Origin of the sequence: Bradyrhizobium sp. CSA207 (assembly GCF_029051685.1) — a bacterium.
GTDB lineage: Bacteria > Pseudomonadota > Alphaproteobacteria > Rhizobiales > Xanthobacteraceae > Bradyrhizobium.
On the sequence record NZ_JAACFT010000045.1, the window covers coordinates 39,505 to 61,475 of the forward strand.

Genomic DNA, 21,971 nt, shown 5'->3' on the forward strand with positions numbered 1-21,971 from the left:
AGCTACAGGCCCGACGCCTTCGGCAGCAGGCTGGTCACCTCGCCCGACATCATCAGCCGGTTGCGCCCGGCCTCCTTCGCGGCGTAGAGCGCCTGATCGGCAGCCTCGACGAGCGAGCCGACCCCTGCCGTACGTTCCAGCGCCGGCCGGCAGGCCGCACCGCCAAGCGAAGCCGTCACGAAGCCCGATGCATGATTTGTTGTGTGGACGAGGCCGGCGTCGCGGATCGCCCGGCGGATCCGATCGCCAATTCTGGCGCAACCCGCGGCATCGGTATTCGGCAGCAAAATGGCGAATTCCTCACCGCCATAACGTGCCGCCAGGTCGCCAGCGCGTTGCATCTCGGCCGCAATGACCTTGGCGACCACGCGCAGGCAGGCGTCGCCTGCGGGATGGCCGTATTCGTCGTTGTAGGCCTTGAAGTGATCGACGTCGACCATCAACAGGCTGAGGCTCGAGCGGTCGCGATAGGCGCGCGCCCATTCCTCCTTCAGCCGCTCGTCGAAGCGGCGGCGATTGGCAAGCCCGGTGAGACTGTCCTCGATCGCGAGTGTCTCGAGCCTAGTCTCCAGCTTCTTCTGCTCGCTGATATCGCGCGAGATCGCGACCACGCCGTCGGCATCGCCATTGTCCTTGCGCGTGACCCGCATGGTCGATTCGAGCCAGACTTCGCCGTTCTGCCGGTGCGCGTTTCGGTAGGTGAGGCGCGCCTCTTCCATATCGCCACGCTTCATGGCGTCGACGATCGCCTGGACGCGCGGCCGGTCATCCGCGTTGATGCCGGCGAGCGCGGGCGTACCGATCAGTTGATTGGCGCGCCAGCCGACGACGCCGACCGCGGAGGGCGAAACATAGCGCAGCCGCTCGTCGAACCCGATGCGGGTCACCATGTCGCTAGAGCCTTCGGCAAGCAGGCGGAAATGAGCCTCTTTCTCGACCAGCGCGGCGGCCATGCGCTGGCCCCGCTGCAACTGACGCACCAGCACGGCCCCGATGACCGCGATCAGAATGACCAGCGCGAGGACGTAGAGCATCCGGGAGATTGCCGCCGCGCGCCAGGGCGCGAGCAGCTCGCCCTTGTCGACGGTGGCCAGCAGGATGAGCGGAAATCGGCCGCTGCGTTTGAAGAAGCTGACGCGTGCGGCGCCGTCCAACGGGGATTTGAAATGATAAGCGCCTCCTGGCCGCTGCAGGCTCGGATCGCGAAGCAGCGGCTTGTCGGCGACGCTGCGTCCGACGAATTTGTCGTTGCTCGGGTTACGCGCGATGATCATGCCGTCGCCGTGCACGAGCGCCACGGCGCTGTTGCGGCCGATCTCGAACTGCTCGTAGAAATGCGAGAGATATCTGGAACTGATGGTCGCGAGCACCACGCCGCCGAAGCTGCCGTCCAGCTTGTTGAAACGGCGCGACAGGGTCACGACCCATTCGCCGTCCAGTTGGCTTTGCACGGGACGGCCGACATAGGCCTCGCGCTTCGACGAGAGCTGATGGTGACGGAAGAAGGCGTCATCGCTGAACGTCGAAGCGATCGCGCCCGGCGAGGTCAGCCAATTGCCCTGATCGTCGATGATGGCGAGGCTGTGGACGCGCTCCATCGCCTTCCTGCGCGCCTCCAGGAGGTTGCGCAGCTTGGCGATCGTGGCCGGCTCGGTGCCGTCCATCTCCAGCCGGCTGACGACCCCGACCACGCCGGAATCCAGCAGGTCGAGGCTGTCCTCGGCGTGCTGCGTCAGCGAGCGGGCGACGTTGGCCATCTCCGTCTCGGCGCCTCTCAGCACCGCTTCGCGCGCGCTCCATTCCCGCCAGGCGCTGACGCCGAGGATGGCGGTGCAGGTGAGCACGACAAAAGCGGCCGCCCGCAACGGCAGGCGGCTCCATCCGGCTCTGTGAACGGCCATACTCATGCGACAGGAACTCCGATCGTTCGGAAACTCTGCCGCTTCTGTTAGTGAACCCTGAAGTTACCGCCGGCATTTGCCGCGATATCCACGGCTTCCCGTAGTCCTACGGACGCATGCGTCCGCAGATCGCTAACAAGGCATTATCGAGCCTATCGGAAATCGGCGCGACGGGCCCTCAGCTGAAGATGGCCTTAACCTTGTTCCATAGCGACGGGTTGTCGGCTTCCGCGTCGGCCTTTGATGGCGTCGGCTGGGCGGCGCTGACAGGATCGGACGCCGGAAATGTGTCAACCAGGCCGGCGTCGAGCTTCGCGTCAGCGCGATCGGCGGCGAACGCCTCATGCGGATCGTCGGCGTGCTTGTCATGCGGCGCGGGATTGAACTTCTCAGCCATGGAAATCCTCCTCCGTTGGCCGGTCAACGCGGGGCGATTACGCTGGTTCCCCTGTTCCGCTCGGGCCTGGCGGTGTATCAGGAACCTCAATCTGCATCAGGATCGTTCGTGCCCCATTCCGCGACAAAGCCCTTCATCGACGTGCTCTCCGGCCAGCGGCAAGCCACCCCGCCGGTGTGGATGATGCGGCAGGCCGGCCGCTATCTGCCCGAATATCGCGAGCTGCGCGCCAAGGCCGGCGGCTTCCTCGATCTGTGCTTCACGCCGGAGCTCGCGGCCGAGGTGACGCTGCAACCGATCCGAAGGTTCGGCTTCGATGCCGCGATCATCTTCTCGGACATTCTGGTGATCCCCTATGCACTGGGCCGCTCAGTACGGTTCGAGGTCGGCGAAGGGCCGCGGCTCGAGCCGCTGGATGATCCCGGCAAGGTCGCCGCGCTGGCCCACCGCGCCGACTTCACCAAACTCGAACCGGTGTTCGAGGCGCTGCGCATCGTGCGCAGAGCGCTCGATCCCAAGGTCGCGCTGATCGGCTTCTGCGGCGCGCCGTGGACGGTTGCGACCTACATGGTCGCAGGCCAGGGCACGCCGGACCAGGCGCCGGCGCGGATGATGGCGTACCGGCATCCGGAGGCGTTCGCGAAAATCATCGACGTGCTGGTCGACAACTCGATTGAGTATCTTCTCGCTCAGCTCGCTGCCGGTGCCGACGCCTTGCAGATCTTCGACACCTGGGCTGGCGTGCTGCCGCCGGCCGAGTTCGCACGCTGGTCGGTGGAGCCGACGCGGCGCATCGTCGAGGGCGTGCGCGCCAAGGTGCCGGATGCGAAGATCATCGGCTTTCCCCGCGGCGCCGGCGCGCAATTGCCGGGCTATGTCGAGGCGACCGGCGTCAACGCCGTCAGCATCGACTGGACCGCGGAGCCGTCCTTCATCCGCGAGCGCGTGCAAACACGCGTCGCCGTGCAGGGCAATCTCGATCCGCTGGTGCTGATTACCGGCGGCGACGCGCTCGACCGCGCGGTCGACAACGTGCTGGCAAACTTCGCGCAAGGACGGCTGATCTTCAATCTCGGCCACGGCATCCAGCCGGAGACGCCGATCGCCCATGTCGAGCAGATGCTGAAGCGCGTGCGGGGTTGAGCGGTCTCTGTGCGGCCATCCTTCGAGACGCCCGCCTTTGGGCGGGCTCCTCAGGATGAGGTCTTGCGTTACGACGAACTCCTGAACCCTCATGGTGAGGAGCGCCGCTTGCGGCGCGTCTCGAACCATCGAGGCCGAGCTGTGCAGGGGCCGCTCCCACAAAAAACGCGAAAACAACCCCATGCACAGTACAAATCATTGAGGAATTTCGTCCGGCATGGCGCGAGCCCTGCAGGCGACGGACGTTTGACTCGTCGGGCAAAACAGGCGCAGGATTTCACGATGGCGCCGATGGCCGTTCCGGAAAGGCTTACCTCGGGCGGCTGCGCTCGATGATCTCCGCCGCACCTTTCTCCAGCAGATCAAGCGCAACCGCGCGGCCGAGCTCACGGGGGCGGTTCGCGGGGCCGGCGTGTGAGGCCTCGATGATGGTGTCGCCGGAGAGATCGAGCACCGAGGCCATGAGCGACATCTGATCGCCAGCGATGGTCGAGAACGCCGCGACCGGGGAATTGCAGTGGCCGTTGAGCACCCACAGCACCTCGCGCTCGGCGTCGGCGCAGGCATGCGCCGAGGGATCATCGATCGATGCGAGGATCCGGCGTGTCTGCCAGTCCTGCACGGCGCATTCGACGGCGACGATGCCCTGGCCGGCCGCGGGGAGCATTTCCGCCGCGGAGAATTCGTAGGCGATGCGATGGGAAAGGCCGACGCGATCAAGGCCCGAGCGCGCCATGATCAGCGCATCCGCAGGTCCCACCGCGCCGCCATCCGGCAGTCGCTGCTTCTCGCCGTTGTCGAGTTTTCGCACGCGCGTGTCGGCGGCGCCGCGGAAGTGGATCACCTCGACATCCGGAAACAGCCGACGCGCATAGGCCGCGCGCCGCACTGCGTTCGTGCCGATCTTGAAGCCGTTGCCGTGCGACTGGCGCAGCGCTTCCAGGGTGACGCCATCCAGCAGCACCAAGGCATCGCTTGCTGGATCACGCGACAGCGTGGCGCCGATGACGAGGCCCGGCGTGTCCTCGTTGCCCGGCATGTCCTTGAGCGAATGCATCGCCGCCTGCAGCTCACCCGCCAGCACGGCGGCGCGGATCTGCGCCACGAAGGCGCCGCCCTTGCCGCCATGCGGCAACAGCTTGCTGGTCTGGTCGAGATCGCCCGTGGTGTCGAGCTTGACGATCTCCACATCGAGATCCGGCACGGCGGCGGTCAGGCGGCGCGCGATCTCTTCCGTCTGTGCCAGCGCCATCGCGCTCTTGCGGGTGCCGATCTTAAAGCGAGTAGCCAAGTCCCAGTCCTTTCGAGGCGCGTGTTTACCGCGCATCCTCCAATATCATATCGGAGGCCTTTTCGGCGATCATGATGATCGGCGCGTTAGTGTTGCCCGACACCAGATCCGGCATGATCGAGCCGTCGACGACGCGAAGGCCATCGAGCCCCCTCACCTTCAGCCGCTGGTCGACCACCGCAAGCCCATCGTTGCCCATACGACAGGTCGAGGTCGGATGATAGATGGTGCTGCCGCGCTCGCGGCAGTAATCCAGGAGCTCGGCATCCGTCGATACCTTCGTGCCGGGATCATATTCGTCGATCACGAACGGCTTCAGGGCCGGCGCGTTCAATATCTTGCGCAGGATCTTCAGGCCTTCGACATTGGTGGTACGGTCGGTCTCAGTCGACATGTAGTTGATGCGGATTTCCGGCGGCACGGTCGGGTCCGCGCTCCTGATGCGCAGGCTGCCGCGGCTTTCGGGCCGGAGCTGGCACACCGACGCGGTGAAGCCGGAAAAATCATGCAGCTTCTCGCCCATCTTGTCGGTCGAGAACGGCAGGAAGTGAACCTGGATGTCCGGCGAGGCCAGGCGCGGACTGGTCTTGAAGAACGCACCCGCCGTGCCGGCCGCGATGGTCAGCCAGCCTTTCCGGAACAGCGCATAGCGTGCGCCTGCCATCGTACGGCGGAGTGGATGGTTGACGGTGTCGTTGAGCGTGATCTTCTGCGAGCAGCGCATCACGATGCGGACCTGCATGTGGTCCTGGAGGTCGTGCCCGACGCCTTTCGCGTCCAGCACGACATCGATGCCGTGCTTGCTCAGAAGATCGGCGGGACCGACGCCGGAGAGCTGAAGCAGCTGCGGCGAGTTGTAGGCACCGCTCGACAGCACGATTTCCCTGCGCGCGCGGGCGCGGCGCACGATCGTGCCCTGCCGATATTCGACGCCGACCGCGCGGCGCCCCTCGAACAGGACGCGCTGGCCGAGCGCGCCAGTTTCGATCTTGAGGTCGCCGCGGGTCTTCGCTGGGCCGAGATAGGCCACGGATGTCGAGGCGCGGCGGCCGTTGCGCGTCGTGGTCTGGAACAGGCCAACGCCTTCCTGCGTAGCACCGTTGAAATCGGGATTATAGGGCAAGCCGGTCTCGACCGCGGCGTCGATGAAGGCTTTCGACAGCGGATCGGTCACGACCATGTTGGACACCGGCAGCGGACCGCCGCTGCCGTGATATTGGTCTGCGCCGCGCGACTGGTTCTCGGCCTTCTTGAAATAGGGCAGCACGTCGTCATAGCCCCAGCCGGCGTTGCCGAGCTGGCGCCAGCGGTCATAGTCCTCGTGCTGGCCGCGGACATACAGCAGGCCGTTGATCGAGCTCGATCCACCCAGCGTCTTGCCGCGTGGCTGGAACACCTGGCGGCCCTTCAGCTCGGGCTCCGGCTCGGTCTGGTACATCCAGTTGACGCTCTTCTCCTTGAACAGTTTTCCGTAGCCGAGCGGCACGTGGATCCAAATGTTGGAATCCTTAGGGCCGGCCTCGAGCAGCAGCACCGTGTGCTTGCCATTTGCAGAGAGCCGGTTGGCGAGCACGCAGCCGGCGGAGCCGGCGCCGACGATGATGTAGTCGAATTCGGGGTCGGTCGGCGCGAGGGCGGAATTTGCGGTCATGTCTTGCAAGTCTTCTTGTTTGTGGAGCGTTTCCGTTGGCGTCACTTAGAGCATGCTAAATTCGATCGGCGGTGCGAGATTCACCTCTCCCCGACGGGGAGAGGTCGGATTGCGCCTGGCGATGCGAAGCATCGTCCAGTAGCAATCCGGGTGAGGGGCCGCAACGTCACGTGAGGCCGTAACCCCTCACCCGGATTGCATCTTCGATGCAATCCGACCTCTCCCTACGGGAGAGGTGATCCAAATGCTGCGTTCGCAGCGAGTCAACCAGACCGATCCGCTCCTAGCACAATCATTGACGCAGCCGCAGCGCCTCGACCAGCGACCTGAACGCACGGGCATATTCCGCGCCTGCCCTTGCGATATCCGCGCGTCCGGCGCAGGCGACCGCGGCCTCCGTCACGGCGCCGAGCAGCAGCCGTGCCAGCGGCTCGACCGGTTGCCGCGCGATCAGGCCGGCGTCCATCGCAGCGGCAATGGCGCGTGGCAGCTTGCCACCAAAATGCTGCGCATCGATCTCGCGCCAGTGCTCCCAGCCGAGCACGGCCGGGCCGTCGCGCAGGATGATCTGGCCGGTCGGGCCTTTGGCGGTCGCGGCAAAATAATGCTCGGTGCCGGCGACCATCGCGGCGAGAACGTCCTTCTCGGCGCGGGCCGCGCCGTCGATCTCGGCGACGAGGTCGCGCGAGACCAGGTCAAACACGGCTTCGAACACCGCCTCCTTGGTTTTGAAGTGGTGATAGACCGCGCCCTTGGCGACGCCAGCCGCTTCGGCGATCTCGTCCATCGTCGTGGCGGCAAACCCTTGCGTCCCAAACAGGCGGCGCGCCGCGTTGAGGATCGCCTCCGATGTCGCGGCCCGCCGCTCTGCCTGTTTCGCCATGCCTCTGCTCTAGTCGAAATGGATGAGCCCAGCCAGTTGACTTTTCGACTTCCAGTCGGTATTTACCGACTATCAGTCGGTTTCAATGAGGTGTGCCATGCCGAGCCGTGACATCGTCGAAGCTTTTGCGAAGCGGCTGGAGGACGGGAATTTCATTGGCGCGATCGAGCAATTCTACACGTCCGATGCCGCGACCTATGAGAACGGCGCCGCGCCGACGGTCGGCCGCGACAAGCTCATCGCCAAGGAGCGCGGCGTGCTGGCGGCGTCCAAGGAGGTCAAGGCCGTCCGCATCGGGCCGATCCTGATCGAGGGCGACAATGTCGCGACACGCTGGATGTTCAGCTTCACCAACGCCGAAGGCGTCACGCGAACGCTGGACGAGATCGCGTGGCAGACCTGGCGGGGCGATGAGCTCGTCGAGGAACGGTTCTATTACGACCCGAAGCAACTGGGCCGGTGAGCCGCGTGGGGAGCCGAAGCGCGAGCGGATCCGGGAAGATTCCGATCGTTATCGAACAGGCTCGACCTTCGCAGCCATATCGGCCGCGCGAAGAGTCGCTTCCGTTCAGCGGCGTGGTTGAAAGATTCCAACTTCCATATTGCGTCCGCGCCCGTAACGCGATGGAGGCACAATCCCCTCATTCCCCTTGATTCAAATCAATACGATACCCGCTCGATCGTCATCTGATGAAAACTGCTTCAGTGAGATCTCAACCGGGGAGTTCTGCATGAAGATTGTATTGCTGTCCTTGGCGATGATAGGCGGCCAAACAACAATTCCAGTCAGCGAACGCGTCCCTCAACTCAATGTCGAGGCGACATGCAAGGCAACCGTAGCCACCGATAGGGCAATGGGCCTGGATCTGCCGCAGTCATACGACGAGTGCATGCGCGACGAAAATTCCGCGCTGCAACAGCTTAATTCCGTATGGCTCACGCATTCCGATAGCCTTCGAAACCGATGCGAGGGTGAAGCGACGGCTGGCGGCAGTGATAGCTATGTCGACCTGCTTACCTGCATGCAAATGGCAGATTGGGCGAAATCGACGCCGGACGCTCCAAAATTGAGAGGTGCGAGCAAGAGCCGAAACAAGCTGTGAGACGCCGCCGAGGCCTGTTTGCAGCCGGGTGCCGTGTGAAGTTTCAGCGCCCCCAAGCTCCGCGACCGCGATAAGGCTGGCGGCCCGCATTTGTATCGATTTGTTATCGATACCGCGGCTTGGACACGCAGAAGTGGTCGCGGCAATGCCGGTCCGCACGGATAATTCATAGTTCGTCAAAGGTTTGCAGCGAATTCTCCGGACCGAGCCGGACGAACGGCCCATGCTGCAGGCTCTGGAATGCGGACTCAACTGACCACCTATTTCGCGCGGCTGTTCGCCGGCGATCTGTCGGCGCTCGGCGGTCCCGCAACCGACGAAGCCGTCGCCGGCCATATCCGCGCCGAACAGATGTCACTGGTGCTCGGCTATTCCGTCGGCATCATGCTCGCCAATGCCTGCAACGCCGCCGTGCTTGCCATCGCGCTGTGGTATTCGCCGGACTGGAAGCTGGCCTTGATCTGGGCGGTGATCGTGGCGGGTGCCGCGATCGCATTCGGCCTGCAATCCCACGCCGCGCGCCGCATCACCAAACCGCAATTCGTCTCGCGCCGGGCGATGCATCGGCTGGTGCGCAACGCCTTCGTTCTCGGCGCCGTCTGGGGCATCGTTCCCGTTGCCTTCTTTGCGAATGCTTCGACCGGCGGCCAGCTCGTCATCACCTGCCTCTGCTCGGGCATGCTGGCGGGCGGTGCGCTCGCCTTCGCCACGATCCCGATCGCAGCGATCGCGTTCACGGCCCCCATCTTCCTCGGCATCGCCATCTGCCTCGGCAGGAACGGTGATCTGGCCTTTCTGCTGATCGCCTTCCTTGTGGTGGTCTACGGATCCGTGCTGCTGCGCAGCGTGTTCGTCAATTCGTTCTCGTTCGCCCAGCGCGTGATGCGGCAGATCGAGGCCGAGCGCACGGTCCGGCAGGATCCGCTGACTCAACTGCCCAACCGCTTCGCCTTCAACGAGACGCTCGAAGCCGCGCTGAAGCGGCTGGCCCTGTCCGGCGAGGAATTCGCCGTGCTCCTGCTCGACCTCGATCGCTTCAAGGAGATCAACGACAAGTTCGGTCATCCCGCCGGCGACGAATTCCTGGTCCAGGTCGCGAGCCGGCTGCAACGCTGCACCCGCGCGGCCGAGCACGTCGCGCGCATCGGCGGCGACGAGTTCGCGCTGGTGATGGCCAATCTGGCGCGGCCAGAGGATGCGCTCGAGATCGCCGAGCGCTTCGTTGCGGCTTTTGCCGAGCCATTCCCGATCGAGGGCCGCCAGATCGTCGGCGCGACCAGCGTCGGCATCGTGCTGGCGCCTCGCGACGGCAACACATCACTCGACATCATGAAGAACGCCGACACCGCGCTCTATCGCGCCAAGAAGACCGGACCGGGCACGGTCTGCTTCTTCGAGGAAGCCGACGACAGGGCATCGCGCGACCGCAAGGCGCTGCAATCGGACCTGGAAGGCGCGATCGCGCGCAATGAGCTGTTCCTGGTGTTTCAGCCGTTCCTCGATCTTGCCGACAACCGGATCACCGCCTTCGAGGCGCTGCTGCGCTGGCAGCACCCGCAGCGCGGATTGATCCCGCCCAGCGAGTTCATCCCGATCGCCGAGGAGACCGGGCTGATTCACGCGATCGGCGAATGGGTGATCCGTCGCGCCTGTGCGACGCTGACGGACTGGCCCGAGGACATCAGGGTTGCCGTGAATTTTTCGGCGGCACAGTTTCACAACAACGGCATCCTCCAGATCATCGTGCAGGCGCTCGCGGACGCAAAGATCGCTCCGCATCGGCTCGAGATCGAGATCACGGAATCGATGCTGCTGTCGAAATACGGCTCGGCAGCCTCGGTCCTCAAGGCGCTGCTGCAGCTCGGCGTCACGGTCGCGCTCGACGATTTCGGGACCGGCTTCTCCTCGCTCACTTATCTGCGCAAGCTTCCGCTCAGCCGCATCAAGATCGACCAGTCCTTCATCCGCGACATGCTGGTGCAGCCGGACTGCGCTGCGATCGTGAAATCGGTGATTGGGCTGGCGCGCGACCTGCGCATCGGCGTGGTCGCGGAAGGCGTCGAGACCGCCGACCAGCTCGAATATCTGCGCCAGATTGGTTGCGACGAAGTCCAGGGCTATCTGATCAGCCGTCCGGCGTCGGCCGACGGCGTGCTGGCGCTACTCGACACGAAGAAGCGACGGGCGACCTACGCGGCGTGAGGTATTCGCGGCCCGTCCTTCGAGACGCCCGCCTTTGGCGGGCTCCTCAGGATGAGGTCCTTCTTCGCGGCACGACCTCAGACCCTCATGGTGAGGAGCGCCGCTTGCGGCGCGTCTCGAACCATAAGAGGCCGAGCAGTGGCCTCAGACCGCGTCCGCCCGCAGCAGCGTATCCACCGTGATGGTGCCCCGCGCGCGGGAGACGCAGGCGCAGATTTTGCGGTTCTCCTGCTTCTCATGGTCGCTGAAGAAGACGTCGCGATGGTCGATCTCGCCTTCGACCTCGACCACGTCGATGGCGCACAGACCGCATTCGCCGCGCTTGCAGTCGTACATCACCTCATGGCCGCTGGCATTGAGCACGTCCAGCATCGAGCGCTCGCGCGGAATTTCGAGCTCGACATTGGAATCCTTCAGGCGCACGCGGAAGGTTTCGGTCGGCAGCGTGCCGCTGGAGCCAAACGTCTCGTAGCGGAGATCGGCAAGCGGATGCCCTGCCGCGATCCAGGCGTGGCGCGCTGCATCCAGCATCCGCATCGGACCGCAGAACAGCGCAAGCGTGCCTTTCGGCAGTGAGGCGAACAGAGCGTCGAGAGCGAGGCGGCGGCCTTCGTCGCTGGCATGGACAACCAGCCGCTCTCCGAGTGTCTCGGCGAGATCATCGAGATAGGCCGCCTCGCCGCGCGAGCGAACGGCGTAATGCAGCGTGACGTTCGTGCTGCGACGCGCCAGCGCCTGCGCGGCGCCAAGGATCGGCGTGATGCCGATGCCGCCGGCGATCAGGCAATAGTTTTCACGCGTCCAGTCGACCGCAAGCAGCGACGACGGCTGGGTGATGTCGAGCCGCGCGCCCGGCTTCAGCGACCACATATAGCGCGAGCCGCCGCGGGAATCCTCGGCGCGGCGTACCGCGATCCGCAAGCCACGCGGCGAAGCCTCGCCGACCAGCGAATAGGACCGCGTCTCCGGCAGGCCGTCGATGGTGACGCTGACATTGATATGGCTGCCGACCGGATAGGCGGCGCCGTCGAACCGATCCGGCCGGATCAGAAATTCGCGGATGCCGGGCGAAAGATCGCGCGTTGAGACGAGCGTGGCCGGGGTCCAGGTTTCGATGAAGCGCATGGCAGTCCCCTAGTCGGTTGCGGCATTGATCAGCGCGAGCGCCGGCAGGAGGTCAAGATGAGTCCGGTTGCGCAGCGCGAGCCTCAAGTTGCGCACGGCGAGCCGCGCATGCTCGCGCATGACTGCTTCGGCGCGGGCGCCTTCGCGGTTTTCGATGGCGTCGATCACGACGCGATGATGCTCCTGCGCGATGATCAAAATCTGCTGCGCCTCGGCCAATGCCGATTGCGCCATCACGAAGGCGCTGGGCGAGGCGAACGGCAACGCCGAAGCGCGATCGATCTGCCGGATCAAGGGCGGGCTACGCGACAATTCCGTGAGCAGCGCGTGGAAGCGCGCGTTCAGCGTGACATAAGACGAGAAGGCGTCGACCGAGATCGGGACCTGGCGCAGCAGCTCGTCGATCGCGGCGAGGCATTCCTTCAGCGGCTCGAGTTCGCGCGCGGAGACGCCGCGCTCGGCCGCGAAGCGCGCGGCGAGACCTTCCAGCGTGCCGCGCAGCTCGATGGAATCGGATATGTCGCGCTCGGAGAACGCCTTCACCATGAAGCCGCCGGAGGGGATCGCCTCCAACAGGCCCTCCTCCTCCAGCCGCACCAGCGCCATGCGCACCGGCGTGCGCGAGGCGCCGGTGGTCTCGACCGCCTGAAGCTCGGAGATGCGCTCGCCCGGACGCAAAGACCCCGACAGGATCTGGTCGCGTAGCGCAAGCTGCGCCTTCACGGTCTGCGAGACGGAGCGGTCGACCTCGCGCTCGGCCATGTCAGCTACTCCGCAGCCTGGAGATGCTGCGGCGGGTTTTCCCTGGCCACCATCTTGTCGATCAACTTGCGCATCCACATCGCGCCGGCGTCGATGTTGAGGTTATAGAAGACCCGGTCCGGGTTCTCGTCCATCGCGCGCTGTTGTGCCTCGAGGATCAGCTCGTCCTCGCGGAAGATGCCGGAGACGCCTTCGCGGATCTCGGTGGTGATGCGCTGCTCGCCGAGCTGATAGTTGCGTACGAAGGCCCAGAAGTAATGGCAGGTCTTCTCGGTCTCCGGCGTGATGGTGTTGAGCACGAAGCCGTTGACGCCCTGCGAGCGGTCGCCTTCCGGCGCGCCGGTGCCGGTCGGCGCCACGCCGACGTCGATCGCGATGGTACAGGGAGCCTCGAAGCGGATGATCTGCCAGCGGTCGACGAGGCCGGGCTTGCCGAGTTGTTTCGCCCAGAACGGCGGCGCCTCGATGCCGCGCATCCAGCGCGTCACGGTCACCGTCTTCTCGCCATGGGTGACGTCGAACGGGGCTTCGGCGACCGCGTCGTTGCCGATGGAGGAGCCGTGCACGAAGGTCTCGTGGGTGAGGTCCATCAGGTTGTCGAGCACGAGGCGATAGTCGCAATTGACGTGAATGGTCTTGCCGTCGCCGGCCCAGGCCGGATCGTGATTCCAGTGCATGTCGGGCACCAGCGCGGGATCGGCCAGCGCGGGATCGCCCATCCAGAGCCAGACGTAGCGGTGACGCTCGACCACGGGATAGGCGCGGACGCAGGCCGACGGATTGATGGTCTCCTGCGAAGGCATGAAGGTGCAGCGGCCTTGTGCGTTGTACTTCAGGCCGTGATAGCCGCAGACGACGGTGTCGCCTTCGAGCCGCCCCTTGGACAGCGGCACCAAGCGGTGCCAGCAGGCATCCTCAAGCGCGGCCACCGAGCCGTCGGCTTTGCGGTACATCACCACATGCTTGCCGCAGATCGTCCGCGGCAGCAGCGCCGGCTTGACGTCGGCATCCCACGCGGCGGCGTACCAGGCATTCGTCGGGAAGGGCTTTGGCATCGGTCTCACTCCCAGGGTGAATACGTTATGTATACAATAGCAGGGGAGTGGAATGGTTCAAGGCGAAAATATGCCGTAATATGTTACCTTATATCGGCATGATGTATACAGAATGAGGGGAATCACCCTCCCCTGGAGGGGGAGGGTCGGCGCGAAGCGCCGGGGTGGGGTGATCTCTCCACACGGGCACTATTCGACGTGGAGAGACCGTCACCCCACCCCGCTGCGCATTTCGCTTCGCTTCATGCGCATCGACCCTCCCCCTCCAGGGGAGGGTAAGAGGCGCCCGCGTCAGCGCTTACGCCCCGAACACCTTCGCCAGCCCGGCCTGGGCTTCCTCCTGAATCCGCTTCAGGTGCTCCGTGCTGCGGAAGCTTTCCGCGTAGATCTTGTAGACGTCCTCGGTGCCGGACGGTCGCGCGGCGAACCAGCCGAAATCGGTCTCGACCTTGATGCCGCCGAAGGGCTGGCCGTTGCCCGGCGCCTTGCTCAGCGTCGCCCGGACCGCATCGCCGGCAAGATCCTTGAGGCCGAGTTGCTCCGGCGTCAGCGACTTGAGGCTGTTCTTCTGGGGCGCAGTGGCGGCGACGTCGATGCGCGCGTAATGGGGCACACCAAGCTCGGCGGTGAGATCATTGAAGAGCTGGCTGGGGTCGCGGCCGGTCTTGGCCATGATCTCGGCTGCGAGCAGGCCGAGGATGATGCCGTCCTTGTCGGTGGTCCACACCGTGCCATCGCGGCGCAGGAACGAGGCCCCCGCACTCTCTTCGCCGCCGAAGCCGAAGCCGCCACTGAGGAGGCCGTCGACGAACCATTTGAAGCCCACGGGCGTCTCGACCAGCTTGCGGCCGAGCTTCTTGGCGACGCGATCGATGACGGAGCTCGACACCACGGTCTTGCCGATCGCGGCATCCTTGCCCCAGTTCGGACGGTGCGCGAACAGATAGGAGATTGCGGTCGCAAGATAATGGTTCGGATTCATCAGGCCGCCGGTGCGCGTCACGATGCCGTGGCGGTCGGCATCGGTGTCGTTGGCGAACGCGACATCGAAACGGTCGCGCATGCCGATCAGGCTCGCCATCGCGTAGGGCGAGGAGCAGTCCATGCGGATCTTGCCGTCCCAGTCGACGGTCATGAAGCGGAAGGTCGGATCGATCGCCTCGTTCACGACGGTCGCCTTCAGGCCGTAGCGTTCGATGATCGGGTGCCAGTAATGCACGGCGGCGCCGCCGAGCGGATCGATGCCGATATTGATGCCGGCGGATTTGACCATGTCGAGGTCAACGACGTTGCCGAGATCGGCGACGTAGGGCGTGATGAAGTCGTAGGCGTGGACGGTCGCGGATTTCTTCGCCTTGGCATAATCCATGCGCGCGACGCCCTTGAGGCCATCAGCGAGATAGGCGTTGGCGCGTTTCTCGACCACGGAGGTCGCATCGGTGTCGGCCGGGCCGCCATGCGGCGGATTGTATTTGTAACCGCCATCCTCCGGCGGATTGTGCGACGGCGTGATGACGACGCCGTCGGCGAGGCCGCTGGTGCGGCCCTTGTTGTAGGTGAGGATGGCGTGCGAGATCACCGGCGTCGGCGTGTAGCCGCCGTCCTTGTCGACCATGACATCGACGCCGTTGGCTGCAAACACCTCGACGGCGCTGACCAGCGCCGGTTCGGCCAGCGCGTGGGTGTCGATGCCGATGAAGAGTGGACCGGTCAGCCCCTTTTCCCGTCGGTGATCACAAATTGCCTGCGTGGTCGCCAGGATGTGGCCCTCGTTGAAGGTGTTTTTGAACGAGGTGCCGCGATGGCCGGAGGTGCCGAACGCCACCCGCTGCGCCGGGTCCGCCGCATCAGGCTTGCCAGCAAAATAGGCCGTCACCAGCCGCGGAACGTTGGTGAGCGCGTCCGGCGAGACCAATTTGCCCGCCGCGGGATCAACATCAGCCACTGAAATATCCTCGTCCGGTCGTGCAGAGATTGCGGGATACCATAGCATCGGCCCTGCCCGCGCCAAGGGCACAACACGCGCGATGGGGGACGCGTTCCTTACCGTCATTCCGGGGCGCGCCGCTTGGCGCGAGCCCGGAATCCATTTATCCGCATCACGCGCCGCGCGATGGATTCTCAGATGCGCAATTGCGCATCATAGTTCGCGCTTCGCGCGCCCCGGAATGACGAGTGGAGAATCCGAACCGGCTTACCCCTGACCGGCGGTGAGCCCCTTCGCAAGATCATGCTATGGTCGGCGCCATCGAGGCCCTTCGAATCGTCCCATGGCTCCTTCGCGCAAGCTGCTGCTTCTGCTGATCGCCTGGCTTGCCTTGCCCGTTGCCTTGCCCGTTGCCTTGGCCGGCACGTCGCCGCGCGCCGCCGCGGCGGAGTTCTACACCGAGGATCTCCGCATCCCGATGGCGGAGGCCGGGCCGCAGGGGCTGGAAGCCTTCCTGGTCCGTCCCGCAGGCACGAAGCGCTATCCGCTGGCGCTGCTCAGCCACGGCTCGCCGCGTAGTTTCGACGATCGCGCGACCATGTCGGCGCACAAATATTATGGCGTCGCGCTCGAATATGCCCGGCGCGGATTTGCCGCGCTGATCGTGATGCGGCGCGGCTACGGCACCTCGCCCGGCGGGCGCGTCGACAGCATCGGTGCTTGCGCGAATGCCACCTACCTGCCGGCAGCGTCCGTCGCCGTGGCAGACCTGCGCGCCGCGATCGAGGCGATGGCGCGCAGGACCGACGTCACGACATCAGGCATGATCGCAGCCGGCCATTCCGCCGGCGGGCTCGCCACCGTCGCGCTGGCCGCACAGGCGCCGCCCGGGCTCGTCGCAGCCATCAGCTTCGCCGGCGGCCGCGGCTCGCGGGACGATGACGATGTCTGCAATCCTGCTGGGCTGGTGCAGGCCTTCGCCAGCTTCGGTAAGACCTCGCGGGTGCCGATGCTGTGGGTCTATGCGACCAACGATCTGTTCTTCGGCCCCGACCTGGCGCGCCGCTTCCATGACGGGTTTCGTGGCAGCGGCGGCAACGCCGAGTTCATCGCGGCGCCGGCTTATGGCGAGGATGGCCACTATCTCTACTCGGTGGTGGGGCGACCGCGATGGACGCCGCTCCTGGATGCCTTCCTGCGCGAGCATGCCCTCGGCTCCCGCGACATCCTGAGCCTTCCCGATCCACTGCCGCCACCAAGCCAGCTCAATGTGGCCGCAAGAGCCGAGTTCGCGCGCTATCTCGCCAGCACGATGCCGCACAAGGCTTTTGCGGTGTCGCCCAATGGCGGCTACGGCTGGCGTTCGGGACGCACCACGACCGACGACGCCCAGCGCGACTCGCTCGCAGCCTGCATGAAATGGTCGCCCGCCTGCACGCTCTATGCGGTCGACGACCGGCTGGCCGGGGCAGCGCAACAAAGCTCCATTGACCAGAGCGCCCGCGGGCGGTAGGCGGCGCACCTTCCAACCCGGCCGGGGGCAGCCACGGCTCTCAGCAAATCGGTTGTTAACTCGCAAGATATATGACGTGCCTCATGTTGTGGGATCCGGCACGCCTTAACCTCAGCGCGACATGGCGGCACGTTGCGGTCGCCGCGCTTTGGTCGGCGTCAATGTGCGTGCATGCACAAGACAACCCTCCAAACGAAACCGACACGACCTCGACAATTGCCCGTCACGATGGAGACTTCGGAGCCGGAGAGACGCGGGCATCCCGAGCCGCGATCCGAAACATCATCGAAAGGGAAACTGCCAGGACCGATCTGCCTGCGGACATTGCAGAGGCGGTCGTCTTTGTCGAAAGCGGCTACAACCCGACCGTCATCGGCAGCGCCGGCGAAATCGGCCTCATGCAGATGCGGCCCGAAACGGCTGCGGTGCTGGGATTCCGGGGAAGCGATGCAGAACTCGCGGAACCGGCCATCAATATCCATTACGGCGTGCTTTATCTCAGCCGCGCATGGCGCCTGGCAGGCGGGGATCTCTGTCGCGCTCTGATGAAATACCGGGCAGGCCATGGCGAGGAGTCCATGACTCCGCGTTCGCAAGTCTATTGCAATCGCGCCCGCAACCGCCTTCTCGCCATGAACTCGGCAGCCGGGCGAGCCGAGGCCGTAGCCATCCCGGCTTCAGCACCGGCCACAACCGCTGTAGCGGTAGCAGTTGCGCCTGCGGCGAAGTCAGCGCGCAATCAGAGAGCGGAGACTAAGCCTAAGGACGTTTATGCGCACTACCGTCAAGGCACGACGGCAGCAAGCCGAGCCTATTGGGCTGCGCATGAAGCCCGGATCGGTCTCATCAAGGCTCGCATCGAAGCGAGATGGAAACGAGTTGCATCACGTTGAAGCATCGTTGCCACCGGACTTATCTATTGCACGAATAGCCTTTTTTGAAGCCTGAACCGGAATGGGATCATGCACAATAGTTTGAGAGTTTTGTTCGCAATCTCCGCGACCGCCGCCCTGGCCTTGTCTGCGTTCCTCGCCATTCGGTTCGTCGTCGGTTTCAGCGGCTGAACCAACATTGCAATTGAGCATCGCTTGCGCGGCGCTACGTCAGCCCAGGCATGCGCGCTTAAAGCCGCTCGCTGAGCGCGAGCTTGTAGCCGATACCGGTGACGGTCGCGATGACCGGCGTGCCGCTGCCGACCAGCTTGCGGCGCAGCCGCGCCACCAGCGCGTCGACCGTGCGGATGTCGACCTCGGCCTGGCGGTTGCTGACGACCTCGATCAGATAGTCGCGGTTGAGCGGACGGCCGTCGGCGCCGACCAGAGCCGCGAGCAGGTCGAACTCGGCGCGCGTCAATACGACGGGCTTGCCGTCGCTGCCGAGCAATTCGCGCCGCGTCAGGTCGATGATCCAGTCGCCGAAGGCGATCGAATTGTGGTTGCGCGCCGCCTTGCGGTCGATCGAGCGCCGCCGCAGCACGCTGCGCGCACGCGCGAGCAGGTCGCGCAGATTGATCGGCTTGGTGACATAGTGGTCGCCGGCAATCTCGAGGCCGAGGATGCGATCGACGTCGGTGTCGCGGCGGGTCACGAAGATGATGCCCGCGTTGCTGATCGCCTGGATTTCCTTGGCGAGCTCGAAACCGTCGCCGTCGGGCAATTGCACATCGAGGAAGACGAGATCGGTGCGCGCGCGCAGCGCCTGGCGGCACTCCGCGCAAGAACCGGCGCCGACCACGTCGAAATCGTTCTCGCTGAAATAGCCGACCAGCATCGTCCGCGTCACCGGATCGTCCTCGACGACGATCAGCCGCTCGCGGCCGGCAGGACGCATTTCCTGAAATGCGGAATCGGCCACGATCTTGGATGTCCTGTGTGCCCGCGAACCGACCTGGAAATTCAGGTCGCCGAGCGATGCCCCGTCCTGTGAACGTACATTCACGACCTGTTCGAGCCCCCTCGAAATTGCCTGCCGCAATACTAGGCGTATTGCGATGCCCAAACAATATTGGTCATGGTATTGAGGTATTGGGCATGAATTGGCCCACACTTTCTCCTTCGGCGCGTCCCTCCAGGGGCGAATTCGCCAGGAAAGCGTCGAGATCCGTTCATCCCGGCACGGATTCTACTGCTGGTTAACGTAAACAAAGCCTACAGCTTCGGAATCTGCGTTGACCCCCTTATGGTCCTGCCTCGCAAGGCAAGGCGGTTGCGAGAGCACGGAGCAATTTGATGCAGGGGCAGGCCCGATTGGCCGCGGGCTGGACCGACAAAGGCGCAACCACGCCCTTCGGCCGTTCGCACACGCTCGACTTCCTGCGCGGCCTCGGCATCGCCGGCGTGATGGCGATCCACGCCTCCCAGTCGTTTCCGTCCGGCATCCGGGCGATTGATTTCACCTTCATGTGCGGCTGGATCGGCGTCAACGTGTTCTATTTCGTCAGCGCCATGACGATGTGCCTGATGTGGACGCAGCGCACGTCGGAATCGAACCCGACCCGCAAATTCTACGTCCGGAGATTCTTGCGCATCGCGCCGCTGTTCTGGCTCGCGATCCCGATCTACCTCGTCGTCAACGGCACGGGACCGAGCTTCAACGCGCCTGACGGCATCGGGCCGCTCCAGGTGATCCTGACTGCGACGTTCCTGCACGGCTTCTGGCCGGACAGCGTCAACAGCGTCGTGCCGGGCGACTGGTCGATCGCGGCAGAGATGACGTTCTATCTCGTCTTCCCGTTCGTGATCACTGCCTTCGGAGCGCGCCGGAACCTGTATCTCGCGCTCGCGATGGTCCTGCATCTCGTCAACGTCTGCCTGTTCAAGCCGTGGGCGTTCGCGCTGTTCTCGGCTTATTACGGCCCCGGCAACGAGGCCTTCGTCTGGAACGCGCTGCACATCAGCTTTCTGAACCAGCTCCCGATCTTCCTGGTCGGCTGTGCGCTGTTCTTCTCGTTGCGCGACGGCTTTGCAAAATCGGACGCGGCGATCTTCGCCGCCTTCATCGCGCTGTCCTTTGCGGCCGACCGCGCCACCGGCTCGCACGAATTCAACTATCTGATGATCAACCTCGTGCTCGGCGCGGGCGTCGCCTGCTGCATACGCTTCGCGATCCGCTGGTGGCCGCTCGAGGCGCTCGGCCGCAATTCGTATTCGATGTATCTGTCGCACTTCGCGGTGATTTACGGTCTGCGCCAGGTCTGGCCACTCGCGGACGGGCTGGCCTCCCTACTCATCGCCTATGTCGTCACCGCCGCGCTCAGCTATGTCGTCGCGCGCGCGACGTGGCATCTTATCGAACGACGCGCGCAGGATCTCGCGCATCGCCTGACCACTTCACCGACCAAGACCGTGCCGCGCGCAGACGCTGTGGCCCCGTCCGGTGTCGTGCTGAATGGCCACCGCGCCGGCGCGTGACTGCCGTCCGGCCTCAGGACGATCCGACCTCGATCCGGAACGACAACTGCTGTTCCGCTCCAGGCGCGATATGCATCAGCCCCGGCTTGTCGCTGAATTCGCCGTTGAAGTGGGCAGGACTGGCATAGCCGCGCCAGGGCTCGATGCAGAGAAACGGCGCGCCTGACGGTTTTGACCAGACGCCCAGCTCGCGAAAGCCCTGCCATGACATTTTCAGCCACGGGCCGCTGGTTACACCCTGCCCTGCCGCGTAGCGGACAGAATTGCTGTTGATGCGATCGAAGATGATGGCGTCGTCGTTGAACAGGGATTCGGACAGCGGAAGCGCTGTGCCCGTGACCGGAGGCGGCTCCGTTGCCGCACGTAGCAACCCGCCGTCGAGACGACGGACGGGAGACGACTCCTCCTTCGCAAACGTCAGCGCATAGCTCTCCTTGGCCAGGCCAGGGACGAGCGGCCAGTTGAAAGCGGGATGGCCGCCGAGCGACGCCGGCAGCGTCTCCTCGCCGGTGTTGCCGATCGTGAGCGCCAGGTCGAGTCCGGCGTCATCAAGTGTATAGGTCGCCGTCAGGCGGAACGCGAACGGATAGAGCGCGCGTGTCGCCTCGCTGTCACCTAGCACCAGCGTGCAGCGGCTTTCGCCGCGCTCCGCCCAGGCAAAGCGGCTGTCGCGCGCAAAACCGTGCTGGGTCATGCGGTATGTCTTGCCACGGTGGCTCAGTTCGTCATTGGCGAGACGTCCGACGATGGGAAACAACAGCGGCGCATGGCGCGGCCAGGCCGGCCCCGCTTGCCAGATGAATTCGATGCCGGCCTCGTGCTTCAGTGAGCACAGTTCGGCGCCTTGGGCCTTGATGGTCGCGGTGAGGCGACCGCTGCGGATCGTGTGTTTGTCGTCGGTCATGACCATCCCCGTGGCGGCAGTCGAGACTTACCGGGGCTGCCGATCCACCGGGCTTTCAATGGCTGGCGTCGCCAACACGGGTATTCTCCTTCACGAGCGCTGATAGTCGTCTTCAATCCGGATGATGTCGTCTTCCCCGAGATAGCTGCCGGTCTGGACCTCGATCAGCTCCAGCATGATCTTGCCGGGGTTCTCCATCCGGTGCACCGCGCCCATCGGGATGTAGATCGACTCGTTCTCGTGCACCGTCTTCACGGTCTCGTTGACGGTGACGCGCGCGGCACCGCGGACCACGATCCAGTGCTCGGCGCGATGATGGTGCTTCTGCAGCGACAGCCGCCCGCCGGGCTTGACCACGATGCGCTTGACCTGGTGGCGCTCGCCATTGTCGACGGATTGATAGCTGCCCCAGGGCCGATGCACCTTGAGATGCTCCTCGGTGACCTTCGGCGCCACCGCCTTGAGCTTCGTCACCAGCCGCTTCAGGCCGTTGGCATCGTTCTGGCGCGAGACCAGCACCGCGTCCGCGGTCGCCACCACGACGAGATCATCGACGCCTTCGAGCGCGACCAGCGCCTGGTCGGTGGTGACGTTGCAGTTGCGGGAGTCTTCGAACACCGCGGCGCCGTGCGCGGCGTTGCCTTGCGCGTCCTTGTCCGACAATTCCCACACCGCGTGCCAGGAGCCGACGTCGGACCAGCCGC

At 64.8% G+C, this 21,971-nt stretch carries 19 protein-coding genes; 7 read left to right on the plus strand and 12 right to left on the minus strand.

The window, feature by feature from the left end:
* Positions 1-2 precede the first annotated feature (2 nt).
* Together GWG65_RS35340 and GWG65_RS35345 are read right to left on the minus strand one after the other, a co-directional pair.
* Complete coding sequence (locus GWG65_RS35340) at positions 3-1,907, minus strand: diguanylate cyclase (RefSeq protein WP_275200048.1); 1,905 nt, start codon at positions 1,905-1,907, stop codon at positions 3-5.
* 172 nt (positions 1,908-2,079) lie between these two features.
* Positions 2,080-2,298, minus strand: coding sequence for a hypothetical protein (locus GWG65_RS35345; RefSeq protein ID WP_275200051.1), 219 nt, complete (start codon positions 2,296-2,298; stop codon positions 2,080-2,082).
* A 108-nt stretch (positions 2,299-2,406) separates the two neighbouring features.
* Here GWG65_RS35345 and hemE point away from each other — a divergent pair, with 108 nt between their 5' ends.
* Positions 2,407-3,441 (plus strand): uroporphyrinogen decarboxylase, encoded by a 1,035-nt coding sequence (gene hemE, locus GWG65_RS35350; RefSeq protein ID WP_275200053.1) that lies wholly within the window; start codon positions 2,407-2,409, stop codon positions 3,439-3,441.
* A 310-nt stretch (positions 3,442-3,751) separates the two neighbouring features.
* On the opposite strand, the gene hemC is transcribed toward hemE, so the two are convergent.
* The 3 genes from hemC to GWG65_RS35365 form a co-directional block, all read right to left on the minus strand.
* Positions 3,752-4,732 (minus strand): hydroxymethylbilane synthase, encoded by a 981-nt coding sequence (hemC, locus tag GWG65_RS35355; protein WP_275200055.1) that lies wholly within the window; start codon positions 4,730-4,732, stop codon positions 3,752-3,754.
* A 25-nt stretch (positions 4,733-4,757) separates the two neighbouring features.
* Positions 4,758-6,383 carry a choline dehydrogenase gene (locus GWG65_RS35360; RefSeq protein ID WP_275200056.1) on the minus strand — a complete coding sequence of 542 codons (1,626 nt, stop codon included), beginning with the start codon at positions 6,381-6,383 and terminating at the stop codon, positions 4,758-4,760.
* 292 nt (positions 6,384-6,675) lie between these two features.
* Positions 6,676-7,266, minus strand: a complete 591-nt coding sequence (locus GWG65_RS35365; protein ID WP_275200057.1) for a TetR/AcrR family transcriptional regulator — start codon at positions 7,264-7,266, stop codon at positions 6,676-6,678.
* 97 nt (positions 7,267-7,363) lie between these two features.
* Here GWG65_RS35365 and GWG65_RS35370 point away from each other — a divergent pair, with 97 nt between their 5' ends.
* From GWG65_RS35370 to GWG65_RS35380, 3 genes are all read left to right on the plus strand, one after another.
* The gene (locus GWG65_RS35370) at positions 7,364-7,729 is read left to right on the plus strand and encodes a nuclear transport factor 2 family protein (RefSeq protein WP_275200059.1); all 366 of its coding nucleotides are present in this window, start codon (positions 7,364-7,366) and stop codon (positions 7,727-7,729) included.
* 268 nt (positions 7,730-7,997) lie between these two features.
* Entirely contained in the window at positions 7,998-8,369 is a 372-nt protein-coding gene (locus GWG65_RS35375) for a hypothetical protein (protein ID WP_275200060.1), read from the plus strand.
* Positions 8,370-8,609: 240 nt separating this feature from the next.
* Positions 8,610-10,571, plus strand: a complete 1,962-nt coding sequence (locus GWG65_RS35380) for an EAL domain-containing protein (protein WP_275200061.1) — start codon at positions 8,610-8,612, stop codon at positions 10,569-10,571.
* 144 nt (positions 10,572-10,715) lie between these two features.
* Here GWG65_RS35380 and GWG65_RS35385 read toward each other — a convergent pair whose 3' ends face one another.
* The 4 genes from GWG65_RS35385 to pgm all read right to left on the minus strand — a co-directional run bounded on the left by GWG65_RS35385 (position 10,716) and on the right by pgm (position 15,458).
* Positions 10,716-11,696 carry a PDR/VanB family oxidoreductase gene (locus GWG65_RS35385; protein ID WP_275200062.1) on the minus strand — a complete coding sequence of 327 codons (981 nt, stop codon included), beginning with the start codon at positions 11,694-11,696 and terminating at the stop codon, positions 10,716-10,718.
* A gap of 9 nt (positions 11,697-11,705) precedes the next feature.
* Positions 11,706-12,458: a GntR family transcriptional regulator gene (locus GWG65_RS35390; protein WP_275200063.1), complete on the minus strand. Its 753-nt coding sequence runs from the start codon at positions 12,456-12,458 to the stop codon at positions 11,706-11,708.
* A gap of 5 nt (positions 12,459-12,463) precedes the next feature.
* Positions 12,464-13,513: an aromatic ring-hydroxylating dioxygenase subunit alpha gene (locus tag GWG65_RS35395; RefSeq protein WP_275200064.1), complete on the minus strand. Its 1,050-nt coding sequence runs from the start codon at positions 13,511-13,513 to the stop codon at positions 12,464-12,466.
* Between the two features lie 298 nt (positions 13,514-13,811).
* On the minus strand, positions 13,812-15,458 hold the full coding sequence (pgm, locus tag GWG65_RS35400) for a phosphoglucomutase (alpha-D-glucose-1,6-bisphosphate-dependent) (protein ID WP_275200065.1): 1,647 nt from the start codon (positions 15,456-15,458) through the stop codon (positions 13,812-13,814).
* Between the two features lie 325 nt (positions 15,459-15,783).
* Between pgm and GWG65_RS35405 the strand changes: the two genes are divergently transcribed.
* Together GWG65_RS35405 and GWG65_RS35410 are read left to right on the plus strand one after the other, a co-directional pair.
* Positions 15,784-16,953: an alpha/beta hydrolase gene (locus GWG65_RS35405; protein ID WP_275200067.1), complete on the plus strand. Its 1,170-nt coding sequence runs from the start codon at positions 15,784-15,786 to the stop codon at positions 16,951-16,953.
* A gap of 83 nt (positions 16,954-17,036) precedes the next feature.
* Positions 17,037-17,846: a transglycosylase SLT domain-containing protein gene (locus GWG65_RS35410; protein ID WP_275200068.1), complete on the plus strand. Its 810-nt coding sequence runs from the start codon at positions 17,037-17,039 to the stop codon at positions 17,844-17,846.
* A gap of 229 nt (positions 17,847-18,075) precedes the next feature.
* On the opposite strand, the gene GWG65_RS35415 is transcribed toward GWG65_RS35410, so the two are convergent.
* Positions 18,076-18,891, minus strand: coding sequence for a response regulator transcription factor (locus GWG65_RS35415; RefSeq protein ID WP_275200069.1), 816 nt, complete (start codon positions 18,889-18,891; stop codon positions 18,076-18,078).
* A 290-nt stretch (positions 18,892-19,181) separates the two neighbouring features.
* On the opposite strand from GWG65_RS35415, the gene GWG65_RS35420 reads away from it, so the two are divergent.
* The gene (locus GWG65_RS35420) at positions 19,182-20,363 is read left to right on the plus strand and encodes an acyltransferase (RefSeq protein ID WP_275200070.1); all 1,182 of its coding nucleotides are present in this window, start codon (positions 19,182-19,184) and stop codon (positions 20,361-20,363) included.
* A 13-nt stretch (positions 20,364-20,376) separates the two neighbouring features.
* Here the strand turns inward: GWG65_RS35420 and GWG65_RS35425 are convergent, their stop codons facing one another.
* Both GWG65_RS35425 and GWG65_RS35430 read right to left on the minus strand, forming a co-directional pair.
* Entirely contained in the window at positions 20,377-21,267 is an 891-nt protein-coding gene (locus tag GWG65_RS35425; protein ID WP_275200071.1) for an aldose 1-epimerase family protein, read from the minus strand.
* A gap of 90 nt (positions 21,268-21,357) precedes the next feature.
* Positions 21,358-21,971, minus strand: a 614-nt coding sequence (locus GWG65_RS35430; protein WP_275200073.1) for a cupin domain-containing protein, incomplete at its 5' end; no start/stop codon positions are given.

Coding starts and splice junctions, on each gene's coding strand:
- GWG65_RS35340 (WP_275200048.1), bottom strand. CDS start 1,907: ATGAGTATGGCCGTTCACAGAGCCGGATGGAGCCGCCTGCCGTTGCGG.
- GWG65_RS35345 (WP_275200051.1), bottom strand. CDS start 2,298: ATGGCTGAGAAGTTCAATCCCGCGCCGCATGACAAGCACGCCGACGAT.
- GWG65_RS35360 (WP_275200056.1), bottom strand. CDS start 6,383: ATGACCGCAAATTCCGCCCTCGCGCCGACCGACCCCGAATTCGACTAC.
- GWG65_RS35365 (WP_275200057.1), bottom strand. CDS start 7,266: ATGGCGAAACAGGCAGAGCGGCGGGCCGCGACATCGGAGGCGATCCTC.
- GWG65_RS35370 (WP_275200059.1), top strand. CDS start 7,364: ATGCCGAGCCGTGACATCGTCGAAGCTTTTGCGAAGCGGCTGGAGGAC.
- GWG65_RS35375 (WP_275200060.1), top strand. CDS start 7,998: ATGAAGATTGTATTGCTGTCCTTGGCGATGATAGGCGGCCAAACAACA.
- GWG65_RS35380 (WP_275200061.1), top strand. CDS start 8,610: ATGCGGACTCAACTGACCACCTATTTCGCGCGGCTGTTCGCCGGCGAT.
- GWG65_RS35385 (WP_275200062.1), bottom strand. CDS start 11,696: ATGCGCTTCATCGAAACCTGGACCCCGGCCACGCTCGTCTCAACGCGC.
- GWG65_RS35390 (WP_275200063.1), bottom strand. CDS start 12,458: ATGGCCGAGCGCGAGGTCGACCGCTCCGTCTCGCAGACCGTGAAGGCG.
- GWG65_RS35395 (WP_275200064.1), bottom strand. CDS start 13,513: ATGCCAAAGCCCTTCCCGACGAATGCCTGGTACGCCGCCGCGTGGGAT.
- GWG65_RS35405 (WP_275200067.1), top strand. CDS start 15,784: ATGGCTCCTTCGCGCAAGCTGCTGCTTCTGCTGATCGCCTGGCTTGCC.
- GWG65_RS35410 (WP_275200068.1), top strand. CDS start 17,037: ATGTTGTGGGATCCGGCACGCCTTAACCTCAGCGCGACATGGCGGCAC.
- GWG65_RS35420 (WP_275200070.1), top strand. CDS start 19,182: ATGCAGGGGCAGGCCCGATTGGCCGCGGGCTGGACCGACAAAGGCGCA.
- GWG65_RS35425 (WP_275200071.1), bottom strand. CDS start 21,267: ATGACCGACGACAAACACACGATCCGCAGCGGTCGCCTCACCGCGACC.